Here is a 17,922-nt window from a genome sequence, read left to right on the forward strand (position 1 = left end):
AAATCTTGAATGCATTCAATGTCTTTATCCAGTTTTGAGAGAACAATCTCTCTATACATAAAAAGTTGAATAATGGTCTAGTGATAATGGCAAAGAGGTCACACCCGTTCCCATACCGAACACGGAAGTTAAGCTCTTTAGCGCCGATGGTAGTTGGGGGATTCCCCCTGTGAGAGTAGGACGTCGCTAGGCTCAAGAAGTCGTTGCTGATTCAGTCAGTAGTGGCTTTTTTTATTTTTATGTACCATTTATATTAAAAGGTTTCTAGGAGAGAGAGTTGATGGGAAAAAAGAACTGTACATTAAAAATCTCTGAATGAAGTGTTTCCAATAGTACTGACTTAAAATTAATCAACAATATTGCATAAAAATGTTAGTTGCTGGCATTATAGAAACTATTTAATAGACAATAAAGATAGAAAATACCCCTTCCATATTAGATAAACAGATTAGATTCAATATCAAATGATAAAGAATTCCAAATAATTTCTAATAACTTTAAATTAATTCACAGAAAATACTTGCATATTCTTTCTGAATTATTATAATAATAAATGTAAAGTAAATATTTGAAAATTTGTATTGTTCCGAAGTAGCTCAGTGGTAGAGCAACCGGCTGTTAACCGGTTGGTCGTAGGTTCGAGTCCTACCTTCGGAGCCATTTTTTTGCGCTTTTTTCCTTAAGTAATTTCTTAATGATTAATCTGTTAAACAAGCATTATTTTGTATACTAAAATAACAACTTCAATTAAACATAAATATCTGAATTGAAAACTAATAAACTAGAACCCCTTACGAAAATTATATCGTAAGGGGTTTTTTATTTAGAAAAAAATAAAAAAAAAGAGAAAAAACTAAACATAAAATAGAAGACTATTAAATATATATTAAGAATGGAAGAGATATCAAACACTGGTAAGGTAAATTTCGATAGTTCTAAAGGGGGGTATGATTTGGAGAAGATATTGGAAATTGAAAAAATCTCTTTGCAATTTGGAGGTGTAAAGGCATTAGATAACGTCACCTATCATATAAACAAAGGTGAAATATTTTCATTAATTGGGCCAAATGGTGCAGGAAAAACTAGTATGTTGAATTGCATTAGTGGATTATATAGGCCATCCGGGGGCTCTATTCTTTATAAAGGCAAAGATATTACAAAGATGAAGCCTTATGAAAGAACTTCACTAGGAATCGCACGGGCATTTCAAAATATCGCACTTTTTGCTCACATGTCGGTATTGGATAATTTAAAACTCGGAAAGCACTCATTAATGAAATCAGGCGTGTTTAGTGGGGGACTTTATGTAGGAAAAGCATCAAAGGAAGAGATTGAACATCGGCAAAAAGTTGAAGAGGTAATTGAGTTTTTGGAATTACAAGATCTTCGTCATACTCCTGTAGGCACACTTCCCTATGGCTTGCAAAAACGTGTGGAGGTCGGGCGTGCATTAGCATTAAATCCGGAACTGATTTTGCTTGATGAACCCATGGCGGGCATGAATAATGCAGAAAAAGAATTGATGTCTCGCTTTATATTAGACATGCATGAAGTGATGGATACAACAGTTGTATTGATTGAACATGATTTAGGGGTAGTCATGAGTCTATCAAATCATATTGCTGTGCTGGATTTTGGTAAGCAAATTGGATTCGGGACGCCTAAAGAAATTCAACAAAATCCAGATGTTATCAAAGCTTATATAGGAGAAGAAACAGTAATGTAAAGGGGGGCGAACTATGGTAATTGAAAAGACTTTACCTGCTTTACTAATGGAATGTGCAAAACGTGGAGCAAATACAGTTGCTTTAAGACAAAAGCATCTTGGGATATGGAATGAAATCTCGTGGGAAGAATATTGGGCCAATGTTGAAAAACTAGCAGTTTCACTTTCTGAACAATATGATTTTAGACATGGGGAAACGTTGGCGATCATAGGGGAAAACCGGCCTCAGTGGCTCTATGCCCATATGGCTGCACAAAGTTTAGGTGGGATTGCTGTAGGGGTTTATCAAGAGTCGCTGCCAGATCAAATGAAGTTTTACCTCAATGATTGCAGGGCTAGAATTGTCATTGTAGAGGATCAAGAACAAATTGATAAGCTACTAGAAATTGAAAATGAGTTACCTTTAGTAGAACGTATTATTTACTATAATAAACAAGGCTTACGTCACTACCAGCATGCTAAATTAACTTATATGGGCCAGCTACTAAAGGATGGCGAGGATTTGCTTAAACAAAAGGCAAATTTCCTGGAAGAACAATTGAATTTGCTGCATAGTGATATGCCGGCAGTTATTTCATACAGTGCGGCAACAAGTGGTAGACCTAAAGGGATAAAATTGACCCATCAAAATTTAATTGAATCAGCAAGAAACTTATCACAAGTTGATGAAGTGAAAAAAACAGATGATTATTTTTCATTCCTACCATTATCTTGGGTTCATGAACATGTGATTGCTATCGTTATGCCTTTAATTGTTGGGATGGTTGTTAATTTTCCAGAAAGACCGCATACCGTCATTGGCAATTTAAGAGAAATTGGTCCACAAACACTGCTAGCCACACCGCGTGTCTACCAATCCATGATGGCAAACTTTCAAATACGTATGGAAGGGTCGAGCTGGTTTAAACGCAGGCTATACTATTTGTTTAAAAAGTATGGGGATAAAAAAGCTCTTTTCAAGTTAGAAAATAAGCCACTTTCCGTATTCGATAAAATAATGTTCACACTCGGAGATATAATAATGTTTAGTGCAATACGGGATCATTTAGGACTTGCCCGAATAAAGAGGGCCTATGTGGCGGGAGCAGCTATTCAACCTGATGCCTTCTACTTCTACCATAGTATTGGGGTGAATTTGAAGCAGACATATGGTGGTACGGAGGTGGCCGGTATAGCATTTGTACAACATGATCAGGCAGTTAAGGCCGGAAGTTCGGGTCTTCCTATCCCAAATACAAAAGTGAAGATTGACACTGAAGGCACAGTGTATTTAAAAAACAATTCTATTTTCTCGGAGTATTTAAATGAAGCAGGCCGAAAATCGTTGAATGATGGCTGGATTTCACTGGGGGATAAAGGCTATTTGGATGATGAAGGTCATTTATTCATTTTAGATCGACAAGAGGATGTAATTACTAATTCAAAGAGTGAGCCAATTTATCCTCGACTAATTGAAAATAGGCTGAAATCCAGTCCTTATATACAAGAAGCAATATGCCTTGGAAAAAATAAACCGTATTTAACAGCAATTTTAAATATTGATATGAATAGTGTCGGTCGCTGGGCAGATAAAAACCGCATTAATTATACTGAATATTCCGAATTATCTACAATGCTTGAAACCGTTAACTTAATTGAGGCTGAAGTTAGAAACTTAATGACTGAACTTGCTCCTAATGAAAGGATAAAGAAATTTGTTATTTTAAATAAACAATTTACTGCTGAACATGGGGAATTAACAAGAACATTAAAAATCAGAAGGAATTTTGTTGAAAAGAAATATCAAAACATAATAGAAGCCATGTACTCGAATGTATTAGAAGTCTCATTAAATACCTCTCATATTACAGAGCCAAATGAAAAATTACAAATAGTTCAATTATCAAGTAGTGAGGAGGTAGCTTACGTAGATGATATTCTTCTTACAAATGCTCATTAATGGAATTGTTGTCGGAAGTATTTACGGCCTTGTAGCATTAGGATTTGTCTTGATTTATCGTGCAAGTGGTGCGTTAAATCTTGCAAATGGAGAGTTTGTTATTTTTGGCCCTTATATTTGTTTAATGCTTATGACGGCACTGAAAGTTCCTTTTTTGATCGCATTATTTATCACTTTATTACTCAGTGCGATTCTTGGACTAGTTGTTGAGCGGCTAGTAGTTCGGCCGCTGCAAAATGCACCGGTTATTTCCGTAATTATGGCGACAATTGGGCTATCAAGTTTACTTGCGGGTGCTGTTCATATGATTTGGGGCCATTCTACGAAAACGTTTCCACCAGTATTTCCACAAACTCCGGTCAATATCGGCGGGATTGTGGTTACACCGGTTTATTTATGGTCTTTCATTGTGGTTGTAGTATTATTAATTATTTTCTCTATTTTCTTTAAGTATTCCAAAATCGGTCTCGCCATCCGTGCTGTAGCAGATGATCAACAAGCAGCTTCGTCAATGGGTATGAGCGTAAAATTTGTTTATGCTGCAACATGGACGATTGCAGCAATTGTTGCAGCAATTGGAGGAGTATTAATAGGAAATATTAACGGCATTAACCCGACGATGGCATCCATCGGACTAACTGTATTACCTGTTGTGATTCTAGGTGGATTAGATAGCGTACTTGGGGCAATCATTGGCGGGTTTGCCATCGGAATATTGCAGAATATGGCGGGCGGATATTTAGATCCGCTAGTAGGCGGTGGTTTAAAGGAAGTTGTTCCATTTATTATTGTACTTTTGGTTTTAATGCTGAAACCACATGGCTTATTTGGCAGTCGTGGAATTGAGAGGGTGTGATGATATGAGAAATTTGGTTGTCAGGCAAAGTGGAAATTATAAAACTTCTTATAAAGATGATATGAAATTATTCGGAACTTTTAGTGACAAAGTAAAATGGATTACATTAATTCTTCTATTATTGGCATTACCTCTCTTTGTATCAAACTACTGGATTGGATTAATTACACTCTGTACGATTTCGGCAATTGGTGCAATAGGATTAAATATTTTGACTGGTTTTACAGGACAGATTTCTATAGGAGTCGGTTCTTTCCTGGGTGTTGGGGGTTATACAACGGCGATATTGACTTCAACCTACGGAGTTAGTTTTTGGGTGTCACTTCCTATAGCTGGAATCGTAACAGCTGTGGTAGGCGGGTTATTTGGCATCCCGGCCTTGCGTCTAAAAGGACTGTACTTAGCTATTGCCACATTGGCAGCACAAGTAATTATTTTATTTGTCATAAGTCGCTGGGATAGTGTAACCGGAGGTACTGCAGGGATGGTTTTAAGCCGTCCGACAGTTGGAGACTTCATGCTATCTACAAATACATCTTATTATTATTTAAGTATAATAATTTTGTTGGTAACTGTATTATATGCGGTTAACTTATTAAGAACACGTGTTGGGCGTGCCTTTTTAGCTGTACGCGACCGCGATATTGCGGCACAAATAATGGGGATCAACCTGTTTTATTATAAAGTGTTAGCGTTTATTGTAAGCTCTTTCTTTGTTGGGATCGCCGGGGCGCTGCTGGCACATTATACAATGATTGTGAGTCCGGAACTATACAATACGCAAGTATCTATTCAGTATTTGGCAATGGTGCTAATTGGGGGATTAGGCAGTGTTTTTGGTTCTGTTCTAGGAGCAGTATTTATTACGTTACTACCTGTTGGATTAAGTACTATCGTCGATTTTTTAACTGTTTATATGCCAGAAATGTATCAGTTATTGTCGGCGTTCAAAGAATTCGTATTTGGTATCGTGATTATCTTGTTTTTAATTTTTGAACCAGGTGGCTTAGCTCATATTTGGATGAACATAAAAAAATATTTTAAGCTGTGGCCATTTTCCAACTAAAGGGACCTGGAGAGAAATTAAATTAAAAAAAGGGGGAGTTTAAAGTGGGGAAAAGAAGTAAAATATTTGGATGCTTCATAGTGGGGATGATGCTGCTTTTATTGGCGGCGTGCGCGGAAGATAGTAATACTTCGGAACCAGCTGGCAACACATCCGATAATTCAGCAACTGTACCGGCAACTGCAGATCCAAATAACCGAACAGTTGTAGTTGGTGGCTTATACGATATTACAGGAGGAACTGGGGATGTAGGAACACCTTATGCAGAAGGGGAAAAAGCATACTTTGAATATATACAATCCAGTGGTGGGGTAGAAGGTCTAAACCTTGTGCTGACAGGTAAAGATTATGCGTACTCAATTCCTGAGGCGCAAAAAATTTACCAGGAATTACGGGATAAGGAAAAATCCTCTGCGATTCTAGGTTGGGGAACTGGTGATACAGAAGCACTCCGTCAACAAGTAGCGACAGATGAATTGCCATATTTCTCGGCTTCTTATTCTGAAAGTTTGAAAAATACAAAGGAAAGTCCATATAACTTCCTGGTAGCGGCATCATATTCCGACCAAGGACGTGCGGTATTAAAATGGATAAAGGAAAACCATGAAGGAGATAGTCCGACAGTTGCGCTACTTTATAATGATACGGCATTTGGACGTTCACCAATAGAGGATATAAAAGCATATGGGAAAGAGATTGGGGTCGAAATTGTAGATGAGCAAGTAATTGATGTACAGGCAACGGAAGCTCAATCCCAGTTATTGAATATGGAGAAGAAGAATCCGGACTATGCAATTATTCAACAAACTTGGGCAGCAACTTCAACAATCTTGCGTGATGCAAAGACATTGGGAATCGATACTCAATTTATCGGCTTAAACTGGGCTTCGGGTGAAGGAGTTATTGATATCGTAGGAGCTGATGTAGCAGAAGGTTATATTGGTATATTATCGCATGCTTTCCCGTATGAAGATCAACCAGGTATGGCTGAAATTAAAGAGTATCTAGATTCAAAAGGGATGACAATTGATGATATCGATCAAAAATTTGTTCAAGGATGGAGCGCAGCAAAAATCATGGTAGCTGGAATCCAAGCTGCGGCAGAAAAAAATCCTGAAGGTGAACTTACTGGTCCGAAGATTCGTGAAGGTATCGAATCTTTACAAAACTTTGATCTAGGCGGCCTGGGGGCAAATGTATCATTTAGTGCCGACAATCATGCAGGTACTGAGATGACGCGTTTAGGGATTGTAAAGGGAGGTAAATGGGAGCAACTAACTGATTATTTCAGTCATAAAGATTAATAGGGGTTCGCAGTACATTCAAGAATCTCTTCCTATTTAAAATGTGTGAGAAGACTATTCCATAATATTTTCGGAATAGTCTTCAAATAATTGGGGATGGGAAAATAATTAATTCTGTCGGGTATATTTCGGACGAAATTCATAGAAATTTGTGAACCCGTATATATCTATATTTAATAGAAGGGAGTTTTATAAAATGCTCCGTGTCAATAACCTGGAAGTTGTATACCAAAAAATTATCCTTGCGCTAAGGGGTATAACGTTAGATGTACCTGAGGGAAAAATTGTAGCGCTATTAGGGAGTAATGGTGCAGGAAAGTCGACTACATTAAAAGCCATATCCGGTTTGCTGGCGGGTGATGGTGGACAGATTATAGATGGCAGCATCAAGTTTCAAGCAGAAAAAATTAATGGCATTACACCAGATGGGCTAGTTCGAAAAGGTATATTTCTAAGTATGGAAGGTCGGCGCATTTTTAAGGGGCTAACGGTTGAAGAAAATCTGATTGCGGGCGCCTATACAAGAAAAGATCGTATAAATATAAAAGGGGATATTAATAAAATATATGAATATTTCCCGAAGTTGAAAACACTTCAAAATCGAAAAGCCGGATTTCTATCTGGTGGAGAGCAGCAAATGCTAGCTATTGGAAGAGGGTTAATGGCAAAGCCGAAATTACTTTTATTAGATGAACCTTCATTAGGAATTGCACCACTGCTTGTCAAAGAAATTTTCCAAAATATAAAAAGGATTAATGAAGAAGAGGGAATGTCCATTCTAGTGGTGGAACAGAATGCAAATGTTGCACTTTCCATTGCAGATTACGGATATATTATGGAAAATGGCCGGGTCGTTATGCACGGGGAATCTGCAAGGATTTTGGCGGATAAAGAGATTAGTGAACATTATTTGGGAATAGGTAAGGAAGAGTCAGGGAACAATAAGATTTTTCGCCGCCGTCAACGCGTCATATGGTAAAGCTAATTTAATGCCTTTATTATGAGTTGATTAAAGGGCTTCTGAAATGAAGGTTTTAATTGATGGAAAACCAAACGTCGGAGTAAATTACACATATAATAAGGTTTTCAAGCTGTGAAACTGCGGGGAAAATCTACTGAAAACTACTTTGATAGTTGTAGTATGTAGGAATCTCCCCGCTTGAATTGGAAATTACATTTTTTTTTGGAAAGGGGTTGCAGGTTTTTAAAATACGTGTTAATATAACTATTGTCTGATTGAGACAAAACAGTTTGGCCCGTTGGTCAAGTGGTTAAGACACCGCCCTTTCACGGCGGTAACACGGGTTCGAATCCCGTACGGGTCACCAATAAATTTAAATAAAGATAACACTTACCTATATCTTGGAGGATTAGCTCAGCTGGGAGAGCACCTGCCTTACAAGCAGGGGGTCGGCGGTTCGAGCCCGTCATCCTCCACCATAAGTGTTTATCTGGAGGGGTAGCGAAGTGGCTAAACGCGGCGGACTGTAAATCCGCTCCTTCGGGTTCGGCGGTTCGAATCCGTCCCCCTCCACCATTTTTGGGGTATAGCCAAGCGGTAAGGCAACGGATTTTGATTCCGTCATGCCCAGGTTCGAATCCTGGTACCCCAGCCATTTCTTTTATAATTTATGATGTTCATACATACACAAGACCTTTACTCTAAGTGAGTAGAGGTCTTTTATTTTACTTAGAATACTTCCCCCAAAGAACAATATTTTAGGGAAATAAGGTCTCTCCTCGCTCCTTTGAATCATCGAAAAAGCCAAAATTTTCAAACCTCCTTAGTATCCGATATTCCAGTAAAAGAGACTATAAAATTATCGAGTTTCCAGCTCTCACTTGGTGTATCGATAATCCATTATTTCTCAGAAATCAACAATAAATTTCCTTGTCCGAAACTATTAATAAATGTATAAAAATCCAAAATTTTGTAGAGTTGAGCCATTAATACTTTTCCATATAAAATAGAGGATATCGACAAGGGGGTCAGTATATGAAAAACAGAGAAATATCTATTATTGGGGCACCATCTGATTATGGTCAAATGCGTCGTGGGGTGGACATGGGACCAAGTGCCATTAGATATGCAGATGTATCAGAGAGATTACAAGCACTAGGCTACGAGGTTAAAGATGAAGGGGACATCATCGTAAAAAGGCCAATGAATAATACACAATTGGATACAAATTTAAAAAACTTAAAAGAAGTTGTGGAAGTATGTACACAGCTTTCGGATAAAGTTTCGGAAGTAATCGGACAAGGGAGATTCCCGCTTGTTTTAGGTGGTGATCATAGTATTGCAATTGGTACACTTGCAGGACTGGCAGCACACTACGACAATTTAGGTGTGATTTGGTATGATGCGCATGCAGATTTAAATACTCCTGCAACGTCGCCATCGGGTAATATTCACGGAATGCCACTTGCAGTAAGCATTGGCTTGGGAGATGAGCGATTAGTCACAATTGGCGGCCCGGCACCGAAGATCAAACCCGGGAATATTATTATCATTGGGGCCCGTTCAGTTGATCCGGGAGAGCGGGACCTAATTAGAGAAAAGGGAATTAAAGTCTATACAATGCATGAAATCGATCGTATGGGCATGACAAGAATCATTGAGGATTCAATTGCATATTTGAAAGAGCGGAAAGTAGACGGGGTCCATTTATCACTAGATTTAGATGGAATAGATCCTTTATATACACCGGGTGTTGGAACACCAGTACCTGGGGGAATCACATACCGGGAAAGTCATTTGGCAATGGAGATGCTCGAGGAAGAAGGGATTATTACTTCAGCTGAATTTGTTGAGGTGAATCCAATCCTTGATGAACGCAATAAGACGGCTGATGTTGCTGTTGCTTTGATGGGATCGCTGCTTGGCGAAAAGCTTGTGTAATTTGGTGTTTTCGGCACTTGAAATTTTTGGATAAATATACTAATTTATACTCTTGGAGATTAAAAATAATTTTTTTAGAATCTCTCGACATACGTGAAACTTTTTAAAACGTTCCGCGTAAATAATAATAAGCCGTAAAGGTGGAGAGGAAAAAATAAATGGATGCGTTAGTGAACAAAAGAATAAAGCAAGTGCTAAAAGGTGATCAAAACGCATTTTCAGATATTGTGAGCCTCTACCAGCACAAATTATACCAAATTTGCTACCGTATGCTCGCCAACAAGCAAGAAGCCGAAGATATCGCGCAGGAAGCATTTGTACGGGCATACATAAACCTTCATACATTCGATCAGAAAAGGAAATTTTCAACTTGGCTTTACCGAATTGCAACAAATCTTTGCATTGATCGAATTCGAAAGAAAAAGCCAGATTATTACTTAGATGCAGAAGTGGCAGGTACAGATGGGTTGAATATGTACTCGCAAGTTGCATCAAGTGAACAATTGCCTGAAGAAACGGTGCAACAGATGGAGCTTCAGGACCGAATTCAGTACGAAATCAGCAGATTGCCTGATAAGTATCGTTCCGTTATAGTATTAAAATATATTGAAGAATTATCGTTGCAGGAAATTAGCGAGATCTTGGATATGCCTTTGGGAACGGTAAAAACACGAATACATCGAGGGCGTGAAGCTTTAAGAAAGCAATTAAACAATCTGTAGGAGGGTAACCGCATGAGTACGTGTCCACAATACATTGTTGACTATATGCACGAATATTTAGACGGCGATATAAGTCGTGAACATGAACAGCAACTAAAGAAGCATTTGCAAATGTGCTCTGATTGTAGACAACATATGCACGAACTAAGTGACACGGTTGCTTTTGTTAAAAGTGCAGCACATATTACAGCACCTCCACATTTTGAGGATAAAGTAATGAAGCGTCTACCAAAAGGGAAAAATCGGGTGGGGATCCAGAAATGGTTTAGACGACATCCGATCATTGTAGCAGCTGCTGTGTTCTTCCTATTTATGAGTGCAACGATGTTAAGTAATTATTCAAGCGATGAATTCTCGGTTACGACACAACCGAATTTAATAGTAGATGGGCAAACAGTTATTGTTCCGGAAGGTGAAGTAGTAAAAGGTGACGTTGTCGTAAAAAATGGCGACCTCGTCATTGAAGGGGAAGTTGATGGAGATGTTATTGTTATAAATGGAGAGTACATGGCATCTACATCGGTTGTTACAGGTCAAATCGAAGAAATTGACCAAGTGTTTGAATGGCTATGGTATGAAACAAAAGCAATGGCAAATGATTTTATGGATTTGTTTAAAGAATAAAAACTTTGCAAAGGGATATAAAAATAAAAGTCTACTCGAAAGAGTGGGCTTTTTACTTGAGAAAAGCTTTATAAGTACAAGTTATGGTATACTACTTTTAACTATAAATGTTCAATGAATCTTTACACATTTACGTTATTATTAAGGTAATAATGGAAGAAAAGTTGCAATGTTGAATTGCTGTAATGGTTTTACATTTTTATATTTTTGCGTAATAACACAGAGGTGTTATTGATATAAATGAAATAGCAAGGAAAAAGTGGGGGATGCCACGTGCAAATTATTGAGCAATTTACAGACCTTACGCCTGTAAATGTTGTGTTTAGCATTTTAGACGTACTGCTGGTTTGGTACGTAATCTATAAATTATTGACCCTCATTAAAGGAACAAAAGCTGTTCAGTTATTAAAAGGGATATTTGTCATAATCTTTGCTAGGTTTGCAACAGTTATTTTCGGTCTAGACACCCTCGGTTGGTTCCTGCAAGAAATTATTGACTACGGATTTTTAGCCATCATTATTATTTTCACCCCTGAAATTCGAAGAGCATTGGAACAATTGGGTCGTGGGAAAATATTCCAGCGTTCGAGTGGACAACTAGAAGATGAGCAAACGCGTTTAGTGGAAGCGATGAAAAAGGCAGTAAGCTATATGGCAAAACGACGGATCGGTGCCCTCATTTCAATTGAAAATGAAACTGGCTTAAATGAATATATTGAAACGGGCATCAAGTTGAATGCAGAAATCACATCGGAATTACTGATCAATATATTCATACCAAATACGCCACTGCATGACGGTGCAGTGATCGTTCAAAAGAACAAGGTCATTTCGGCTGCTTGTTATTTGCCATTATCGGAGAGTACCTTTATATCAAAAGAACTAGGTACACGTCACCGGGCAGCGGTCGGGCTAAGTGAAGTGACGGATGCAGTTACAATCGTGGTATCTGAAGAAACGGGAGCTATAAGCCTAACGCGAAATGGGAATCTGTATCGAAATCTATCAATAGAGGAATTCGAAGCGCAATTAAGAAAATTGTGGTTTGGCCCTGAACAAGAATCGGATTTTGCCTCTAAGTGGACTTGGAGGGGGAAAAAGAATGGATAAACTGTTCGATAGTTATTGGGCTTTACGCGTAATTGCCCTCATTTTAGCCGTTACGCTGTTCTTTTACGCGAAAGCGCAGCTGGATGAAGGACAGACATCGGAATCAGATACAAATGTGGATATTATTACAGATGTACCTCTTGAAGCTTACTATGATACTGAAAATTTAATTGTTTCGGGGCTGCCTGAAACAGTGGATGTTACAATTGAGGGGCCAATGCCTATCGTCATACAAACAAAATTGACAAAGGACTTCAAGGTGTTTGTAGACTTAAGTACTTTATTAATTGGTGAACATAGCGTAACAATTCAGCATGAGAACTTTTCACCTAAACTGGATGTTACTATTGACCCGGGTGTGCTTGATCTTGTCATTGAAGAAAAAGTAACAAAAGAAATTCCAGTAGAACCGGAAATCAATAACAGTTTAATAGCTGAAGGTTATGAGCTCATGGGAATGACGTCAGATCCAAGTACTATATTGGTAACCGGTGCAAAAAGTGTAATCGAAAGCATTGGCTATGTGAAGGCAACGGTTAATAGTGAAGAGGGTATTACAGCATCCTTTAATCAGGAGGCGAATGTAAAGGTATTAGACAGCAGCTTAAATAAACTGGATGTAACGATTGAACCTGAAACAGTTAATGTAAGTGTCGACGTAAAACAATATAGTCGAAAAGTACCTCTAACCATAAGGCAAACCGGTAACCCTATGGAAGGGGTCACCATTAATAGGATATCATCCGAGACTAAAGTCATAGAAATATTTGGTCCAAAATCAATTATTGACCCTATCACAGGATTAGAAGTAGAATTTGACATATCAGAGATTCAGAAATCTGGTGTATACGAAGTTGAGATTCCTTTGCCAAACGGAGTATCCAAGCTCTCAAGATATTCAATTGAGGTACAAGCCAATGTTACAAAGAGGGCAGATAACCAAACAGAAGATGAAGTGGTTCAGGAGCCAGGACAGGAAGAAGAACAAGGACAAGGGCAACAACAACCTGAACAAGAACAAGAACAAGAAGTTGGACCTGTAGAAACTGAGCCGGAAGAAGAGACAAATAATGTGGAAGAAACACCCCCGGTAGAAGAAGAAACACCTGCTGAAGAAGACAATAATACAGAATAGCAAATTTCTTAATTTTATTATAATAAATCATAATAATATAAGATTTTGTATTGGAAGCATGGAATGTCTAGCATTGAAGGAGAGAAAAGTAATGGGAAAATATTTCGGAACTGATGGCGTACGTGGTGTCGCCAATTCAGAATTAACACCTGAACTTGCGTTTAAACTAGGCCGTGTTGGTGGGTACGTATTAACTAAGAATGCGACAGAACGCCCGAAGGTAATTATTGGACGAGATACAAGGGTTTCTGGACATATGCTGGAGGGAGCATTGGTTGCCGGCTTGCTTTCGATTGGAGTGGAAGTTATGCGACTAGGTGTAATTAGCACTCCGGGTGTTGCATATCTTACACGTGTAATGAATGCAGATGCAGGGGTTATGATTTCCGCGTCTCATAATCCAGTGGCTGATAATGGCATTAAATTCTTTGGTCCGGACGGATTTAAATTAACGGATGCACAAGAAGCTGAAATAGAAAATCTAATTGATTTAGAAGAAGATACATTGCCTCGCCCGGTAGGTGGCAACCTAGGGACAGTAAGCGACTACTTTGAAGGTGGACAAAAATATCTATCATACCTAAAACAAACGGTAGAAGAAGATTTCTTGGACATACATGTGGCATTAGATTGTGCTCATGGCGCAACATCCCAGTTAGCTACGCATCTATTTGCGGATTTAGAGGCCGATATTTCATCAATGGGTTCTTCGCCAAATGGTTTGAATATAAACGATGGCGTTGGGTCGACACACCCTGAGAAACTTGCAGAGCTTGTATTGGAGCGAGGAGCAGATGTAGGGTTGGCGTTTGATGGAGATGGAGACAGACTGATTGCAGTAGATGAAAAAGGGCAAATTGTCGATGGTGACCAAATCATGTTCATTATCGGAAAATACTTAAATAGTAAAGGCCGCTTAAAGAAAAATACAGTTGTATCGACAGTGATGAGTAATCTAGGCTTCTACAAGGCACTTGACGACAATGGCATGACTAGTGTGAAAACATCAGTTGGAGATCGTTATGTTGTTGAAGAAATGCGTGCCAACGATTATAACCTGGGTGGGGAGCAATCAGGGCATATTGTATTCCTGGATTTCAATACAACAGGCGATGGATTATTAACGGCAATCCAGCTTGTAAATATCATGAAAGCAACTGATAGAAAATTATCAGAGCTAGCCGCTGAAATGACGGTGTTCCCCCAAAAGCTGGTGAATGTGCGAGTGGTAGACAAGCATGCTGTAACTCAAAATGAAAAAGTAGCAAAAACAATTGCTGAAGTAGAAGCTGCAATGGCTGGTAATGGGCGAGTGTTAGTACGACCATCAGGGACAGAGCCGCTTGTTCGAGTAATGGTGGAAGCTTCAACTGTTGAAGAGTGCGAAAGCTATGTAAACCGAATCTCGGATGTTGTACGACAAGAAATGGGGCTAACTGAATAGCTTTAAATAAACCCAGTAAATACACTGTGAAACGCAGGATATTTACTGGTTTTTTTCGTTCGAACATCCCTGATTCTTTGTTTATTTGTCGAACAAAAGGGAAATAGTAAGTTTGAAAGGAGTGATATCAAATGGCAAAAGTAGCCACGTTGATTACTGATTTATTCGAGGATATTGAATTTACGAGTCCCAAGGAAGCATTACAAGAAGCAGGACATACAATTGTGACGATTGATAAAGAAGGAAATAAAGCAGTCAGAGGAAAACAAGGGGAAGTTCGCGTGGAAATCGATTATGGAATCGATGATGTGAATCCGGATGATTTTGATGCCCTATTCATACCTGGTGGTTTTTCACCTGACTTATTACGAGATGATGATCGTGTAGTAGCATTTGCGAAAAAATTCATGAGTGATATGAAACCGGTATTTGCTATTTGTCATGGACCACAGCTGTTAATTACAGCAAGATCTTTGGATGGCCGCGATATTACAGGCTATAAATCCATCCGAGTGGACCTGGAAAATGCCGGGGCAACTTATCATGATGAAGAAGTTTTCGTGTGTCAAAAGCAGCTCGTTTCAAGCCGTACGCCAAAAGATCTGCCGGCATTCAATCGTGAAATCGTAAATCTGCTGAAAGAAAAAGAGTTATAATCCAAAATTGAATTCATTCACTCATGTATCCACTAGAGTTCGCTAAGTCTCTAGTGGAAATTTTTTATGATAAATAGGTTATTTTTTATAGAATAGGGGTAAATAAGATTTAGGCTAATTTTCTTCAGTAAAATTATAAGAAAATAGTAAATATGCGTGGATGATTGACGACTTGAAGCATATTCTGTATGATGAAGGTGCTTGAAAAATATATTTTGAAGATTATTCCAATTTTCTTCGCGTTTTCAAGCCAGCGCAGAATGAGGAGGGAATTATTTAGCGCTAAATAAGTAAATCGGAAAACAATTATAGCGCCTGAACTAAGGAAATCGGACGGTACAACAATCCTTAGTTGACGAGGTGGAGGATTATCGATATTTCGGCGGATACCTCCCGATCGCATGCCCGGTCGATAGTTTCGTTTTAAAACACAAAAGTGATTTTGTGGACAGAAAAACGAAAAGGCAAATAAATATAAAAGTAATGCTAAAAAGAAGAACTTTATCTGTGGCGAGGAATTAGACAGAATTCCTGCACATGTATGAAAGCTCATCCCTGTAGGGTTTTTTTGTATTGCTTAAACGGAGGATTTAGGAATATGTGTGGAATTGTTGGATATAATGGTGAGTTAGATGCAAAGGAAATCTTGCTAAAAGGATTAGAAAAACTAGAATACCGTGGCTACGATTCAGCAGGTATCGCTGTTCGAAATGACGAGGGTATTACAGTATTTAAAGAAAAGGGCCGTATTGCTGATTTACGTACAGCTGTAGACGATGATGTAGATGCAACAATCGGAATTGGCCACACGCGTTGGGCAACACACGGTGTACCAAACCAATTAAATGCACACCCACATCAAAGTGCGACTGGCCGTTATACTTTAGTGCATAATGGAGTAATCGAAAACTATCATTTATTGCAAAAAGCCTACCTAAAAGGCATCAAAATGCAATCAGATACAGATACAGAAGTAATTGTCCAACTTGTTGACTTATTTGCAAAAGAAGGATTATCAACTGTAGAGGCGTTCCGTAAAACGTTATCTTTATTACATGGTTCATATGCCCTTGCGCTGCTTGACCAAGAAGATCAAGATACAATTTATGTAGCTAAAAACAAATCTCCATTATTGGTAGGTGTGGGAGATGGCTTTAATGTTGTAGCTTCAGATGCAATGGCAATGCTGCAAGTTACAGATCACTTCGTAGAACTTCGGGATAAAGAAGTTGTATTGGTTCACAGAGACAAAGTTGAAATCTCTACGCTTGAAGGCACACCTGTTGAGCGTAAACCATTCAAGGCAGAGCTAGATGCAAGCGACATCGAAAAGGGAACATACCCTCACTACATGTTAAAAGAAATGGATGAGCAACCAGCTGTTGTTCGTAAAATCATTCAAGCATATAGCAATTCCGAGGACGACCTAACAATTGATAGCAATATTCTAGAAGCAATTAAAGAAGCAGATCGTTTATATATTATCGCAGCAGGAACAAGTTACCATGCAGGGTTAATCGGTAAACAATACTTTGAAAAAATCGCAGGAATTCCTGTAGAAGTACACATTTCAAGTGAATTTGGCTACAATATGCCACTTTTATCTGAGAAACCTTTATTCATCTTTATTTCACAATCAGGTGAAACAGCAGATAGCCGTCAAGTGCTTGTGAGAGTAAAAGAAGAATTGGGCTACCCAGCATTGACGATTACAAATGTCCCTGGATCGACACTTTCCCGTGAAGCGGACTATACATTGCTATTACATGCAGGTCCTGAAATTGCTGTAGCTTCGACTAAAGCATATGTGGCACAAGTGGCTGTACTTTCAATTGCTGCCTATGTTGCGGGTAAAGCAAAAGGGAAAGAAATCGACTTTGACTTAAAACAAGAATTAGCCATCGCTGCGAACGGCATTCAAACAATGGTTGATTCGAAAGAAGAGTTGGAACAAATCGCTGAAGACTATTTAAAAATCGCTCGTAATGCATTCTTCATCGGACGCAATATGGACTTCTATGTAAGTTCGGAAGGTGCATTAAAGCTGAAGGAAATCTCTTATATCCAAGCTGAAGGTTTTGCTGGTGGGGAATTAAAACACGGTACAATTGCTCTTATTGAAGAGGGTACGCCTGTGTTCGCCTTAGCAACACAAGAACAAGTATCGCTAAATATTCGCGGGAACGTCAAGGAAGTAGTGGCACGCGGAGCAAACGCATGCATTATTTCAATGGAGGGCATCGAGGAAGAAGGCGATCGCTTCGTCATTCCAAAAGTTCACCAACTACTAACACCACTTGTATCCGTAGTACCACTACAACTAATCAGCTACTACGCGGCACTTCACCGTCGCTGTGACGTTGATAAACCACGTAACCTAGCGAAATCTGTTACGGTAGAGTAAGGGCAAGAATTGAAATTACATGTGAAATAAATTA

General features: G+C 38.7%; 14 protein-coding genes, 5 tRNA genes and 1 rRNA gene. All 20 read left to right on the plus strand.

Going from position 1 to position 17,922, the window contains the following annotated elements; all coding sequences use genetic code 11:
* Positions 1-76 precede the first annotated feature (76 nt).
* The 20 genes from rrf (at position 77) to glmS (ending at position 17,888) form a co-directional block, all read left to right on the plus strand.
* Positions 77-192 (plus strand): 5S ribosomal RNA (gene rrf / locus QYB95_RS16835).
* Positions 193-585: 393 nt separating this feature from the next.
* Positions 586-660 (plus strand) — tRNA-Asn (locus QYB95_RS16840).
* A 292-nt stretch (positions 661-952) separates the two neighbouring features.
* Positions 953-1,726 carry an ABC transporter ATP-binding protein gene (locus tag QYB95_RS16845; RefSeq protein ID WP_301139543.1) on the plus strand — a complete coding sequence of 258 codons (774 nt, stop codon included), beginning with the start codon at positions 953-955 and terminating at the stop codon, positions 1,724-1,726.
* Between the two features lie 13 nt (positions 1,727-1,739).
* Positions 1,740-3,665: an AMP-dependent synthetase/ligase gene (locus QYB95_RS16850; RefSeq protein WP_301139544.1), complete on the plus strand. Its 1,926-nt coding sequence runs from the start codon at positions 1,740-1,742 to the stop codon at positions 3,663-3,665.
* Positions 3,637-4,521: a branched-chain amino acid ABC transporter permease gene (locus tag QYB95_RS16855; protein ID WP_301139545.1), complete on the plus strand. Its 885-nt coding sequence runs from the start codon at positions 3,637-3,639 to the stop codon at positions 4,519-4,521. The genes QYB95_RS16850 and QYB95_RS16855 overlap by 29 nt, the downstream gene beginning before the upstream one ends.
* Positions 4,522-4,525: 4 nt before the next feature.
* Positions 4,526-5,587, plus strand: a complete 1,062-nt coding sequence (locus QYB95_RS16860) for a branched-chain amino acid ABC transporter permease (protein WP_301139546.1) — start codon at positions 4,526-4,528, stop codon at positions 5,585-5,587.
* A 44-nt stretch (positions 5,588-5,631) separates the two neighbouring features.
* A complete protein-coding gene (locus QYB95_RS16865; RefSeq protein ID WP_301139547.1) occupies positions 5,632-6,891 on the plus strand; it encodes an ABC transporter substrate-binding protein in 1,260 nt (419 codons plus the stop codon).
* A 196-nt stretch (positions 6,892-7,087) separates the two neighbouring features.
* Complete coding sequence (locus tag QYB95_RS16870; protein WP_301139548.1) at positions 7,088-7,870, plus strand: ABC transporter ATP-binding protein; 783 nt, start codon at positions 7,088-7,090, stop codon at positions 7,868-7,870.
* Positions 7,871-8,144: 274 nt separating this feature from the next.
* A tRNA-Glu gene (locus QYB95_RS16875) sits at positions 8,145-8,219 on the plus strand.
* A 36-nt stretch (positions 8,220-8,255) separates the two neighbouring features.
* Positions 8,256-8,331: transfer RNA gene (locus QYB95_RS16880), tRNA-Val, on the plus strand.
* A gap of 13 nt (positions 8,332-8,344) precedes the next feature.
* A tRNA-Tyr gene (locus QYB95_RS16885) sits at positions 8,345-8,428 on the plus strand.
* A 4-nt stretch (positions 8,429-8,432) separates the two neighbouring features.
* Positions 8,433-8,507: transfer RNA gene (locus tag QYB95_RS16890), tRNA-Gln, on the plus strand.
* A gap of 380 nt (positions 8,508-8,887) precedes the next feature.
* Positions 8,888-9,793, plus strand: coding sequence for an arginase (rocF, locus tag QYB95_RS16895; RefSeq protein ID WP_301139549.1), 906 nt, complete (start codon positions 8,888-8,890; stop codon positions 9,791-9,793).
* Between the two features lie 158 nt (positions 9,794-9,951).
* Positions 9,952-10,515 carry an RNA polymerase sigma factor SigW gene (sigW, locus tag QYB95_RS16900; RefSeq protein ID WP_301139550.1) on the plus strand — a complete coding sequence of 188 codons (564 nt, stop codon included), beginning with the start codon at positions 9,952-9,954 and terminating at the stop codon, positions 10,513-10,515.
* Between the two features lie 12 nt (positions 10,516-10,527).
* Positions 10,528-11,139, plus strand: a complete 612-nt coding sequence (locus QYB95_RS16905; protein WP_301139551.1) for an anti-sigma factor family protein — start codon at positions 10,528-10,530, stop codon at positions 11,137-11,139.
* A 273-nt stretch (positions 11,140-11,412) separates the two neighbouring features.
* Positions 11,413-12,249, plus strand: coding sequence for a diadenylate cyclase CdaA (gene cdaA / locus QYB95_RS16910; RefSeq protein WP_301139552.1), 837 nt, complete (start codon positions 11,413-11,415; stop codon positions 12,247-12,249).
* Positions 12,242-13,384, plus strand: coding sequence for a CdaR family protein (locus QYB95_RS16915; protein ID WP_301139553.1), 1,143 nt, complete (start codon positions 12,242-12,244; stop codon positions 13,382-13,384). Before cdaA ends, QYB95_RS16915 begins: the two co-directional genes overlap by 8 nt.
* Before the next feature lie 91 nt (positions 13,385-13,475).
* Positions 13,476-14,828: a phosphoglucosamine mutase gene (gene glmM / locus QYB95_RS16920; protein WP_301139554.1), complete on the plus strand. Its 1,353-nt coding sequence runs from the start codon at positions 13,476-13,478 to the stop codon at positions 14,826-14,828.
* Positions 14,829-14,959: 131 nt separating this feature from the next.
* On the plus strand, positions 14,960-15,484 hold the full coding sequence (locus QYB95_RS16925; RefSeq protein ID WP_301139555.1) for a type 1 glutamine amidotransferase domain-containing protein: 525 nt from the start codon (positions 14,960-14,962) through the stop codon (positions 15,482-15,484).
* 598 nt (positions 15,485-16,082) lie between these two features.
* Complete coding sequence (gene glmS, locus QYB95_RS16930) at positions 16,083-17,888, plus strand: glutamine--fructose-6-phosphate transaminase (isomerizing) (RefSeq protein ID WP_301139556.1); 1,806 nt, start codon at positions 16,083-16,085, stop codon at positions 17,886-17,888.
* Positions 17,889-17,922: the final 34 nt, after the last annotated feature.

The sequence above is a fragment of the Ureibacillus aquaedulcis genome (assembly GCF_030418165.1).
In the GTDB taxonomy this organism is placed as follows: domain Bacteria; phylum Bacillota; class Bacilli; order Bacillales_A; family Planococcaceae; genus Ureibacillus; species Ureibacillus aquaedulcis.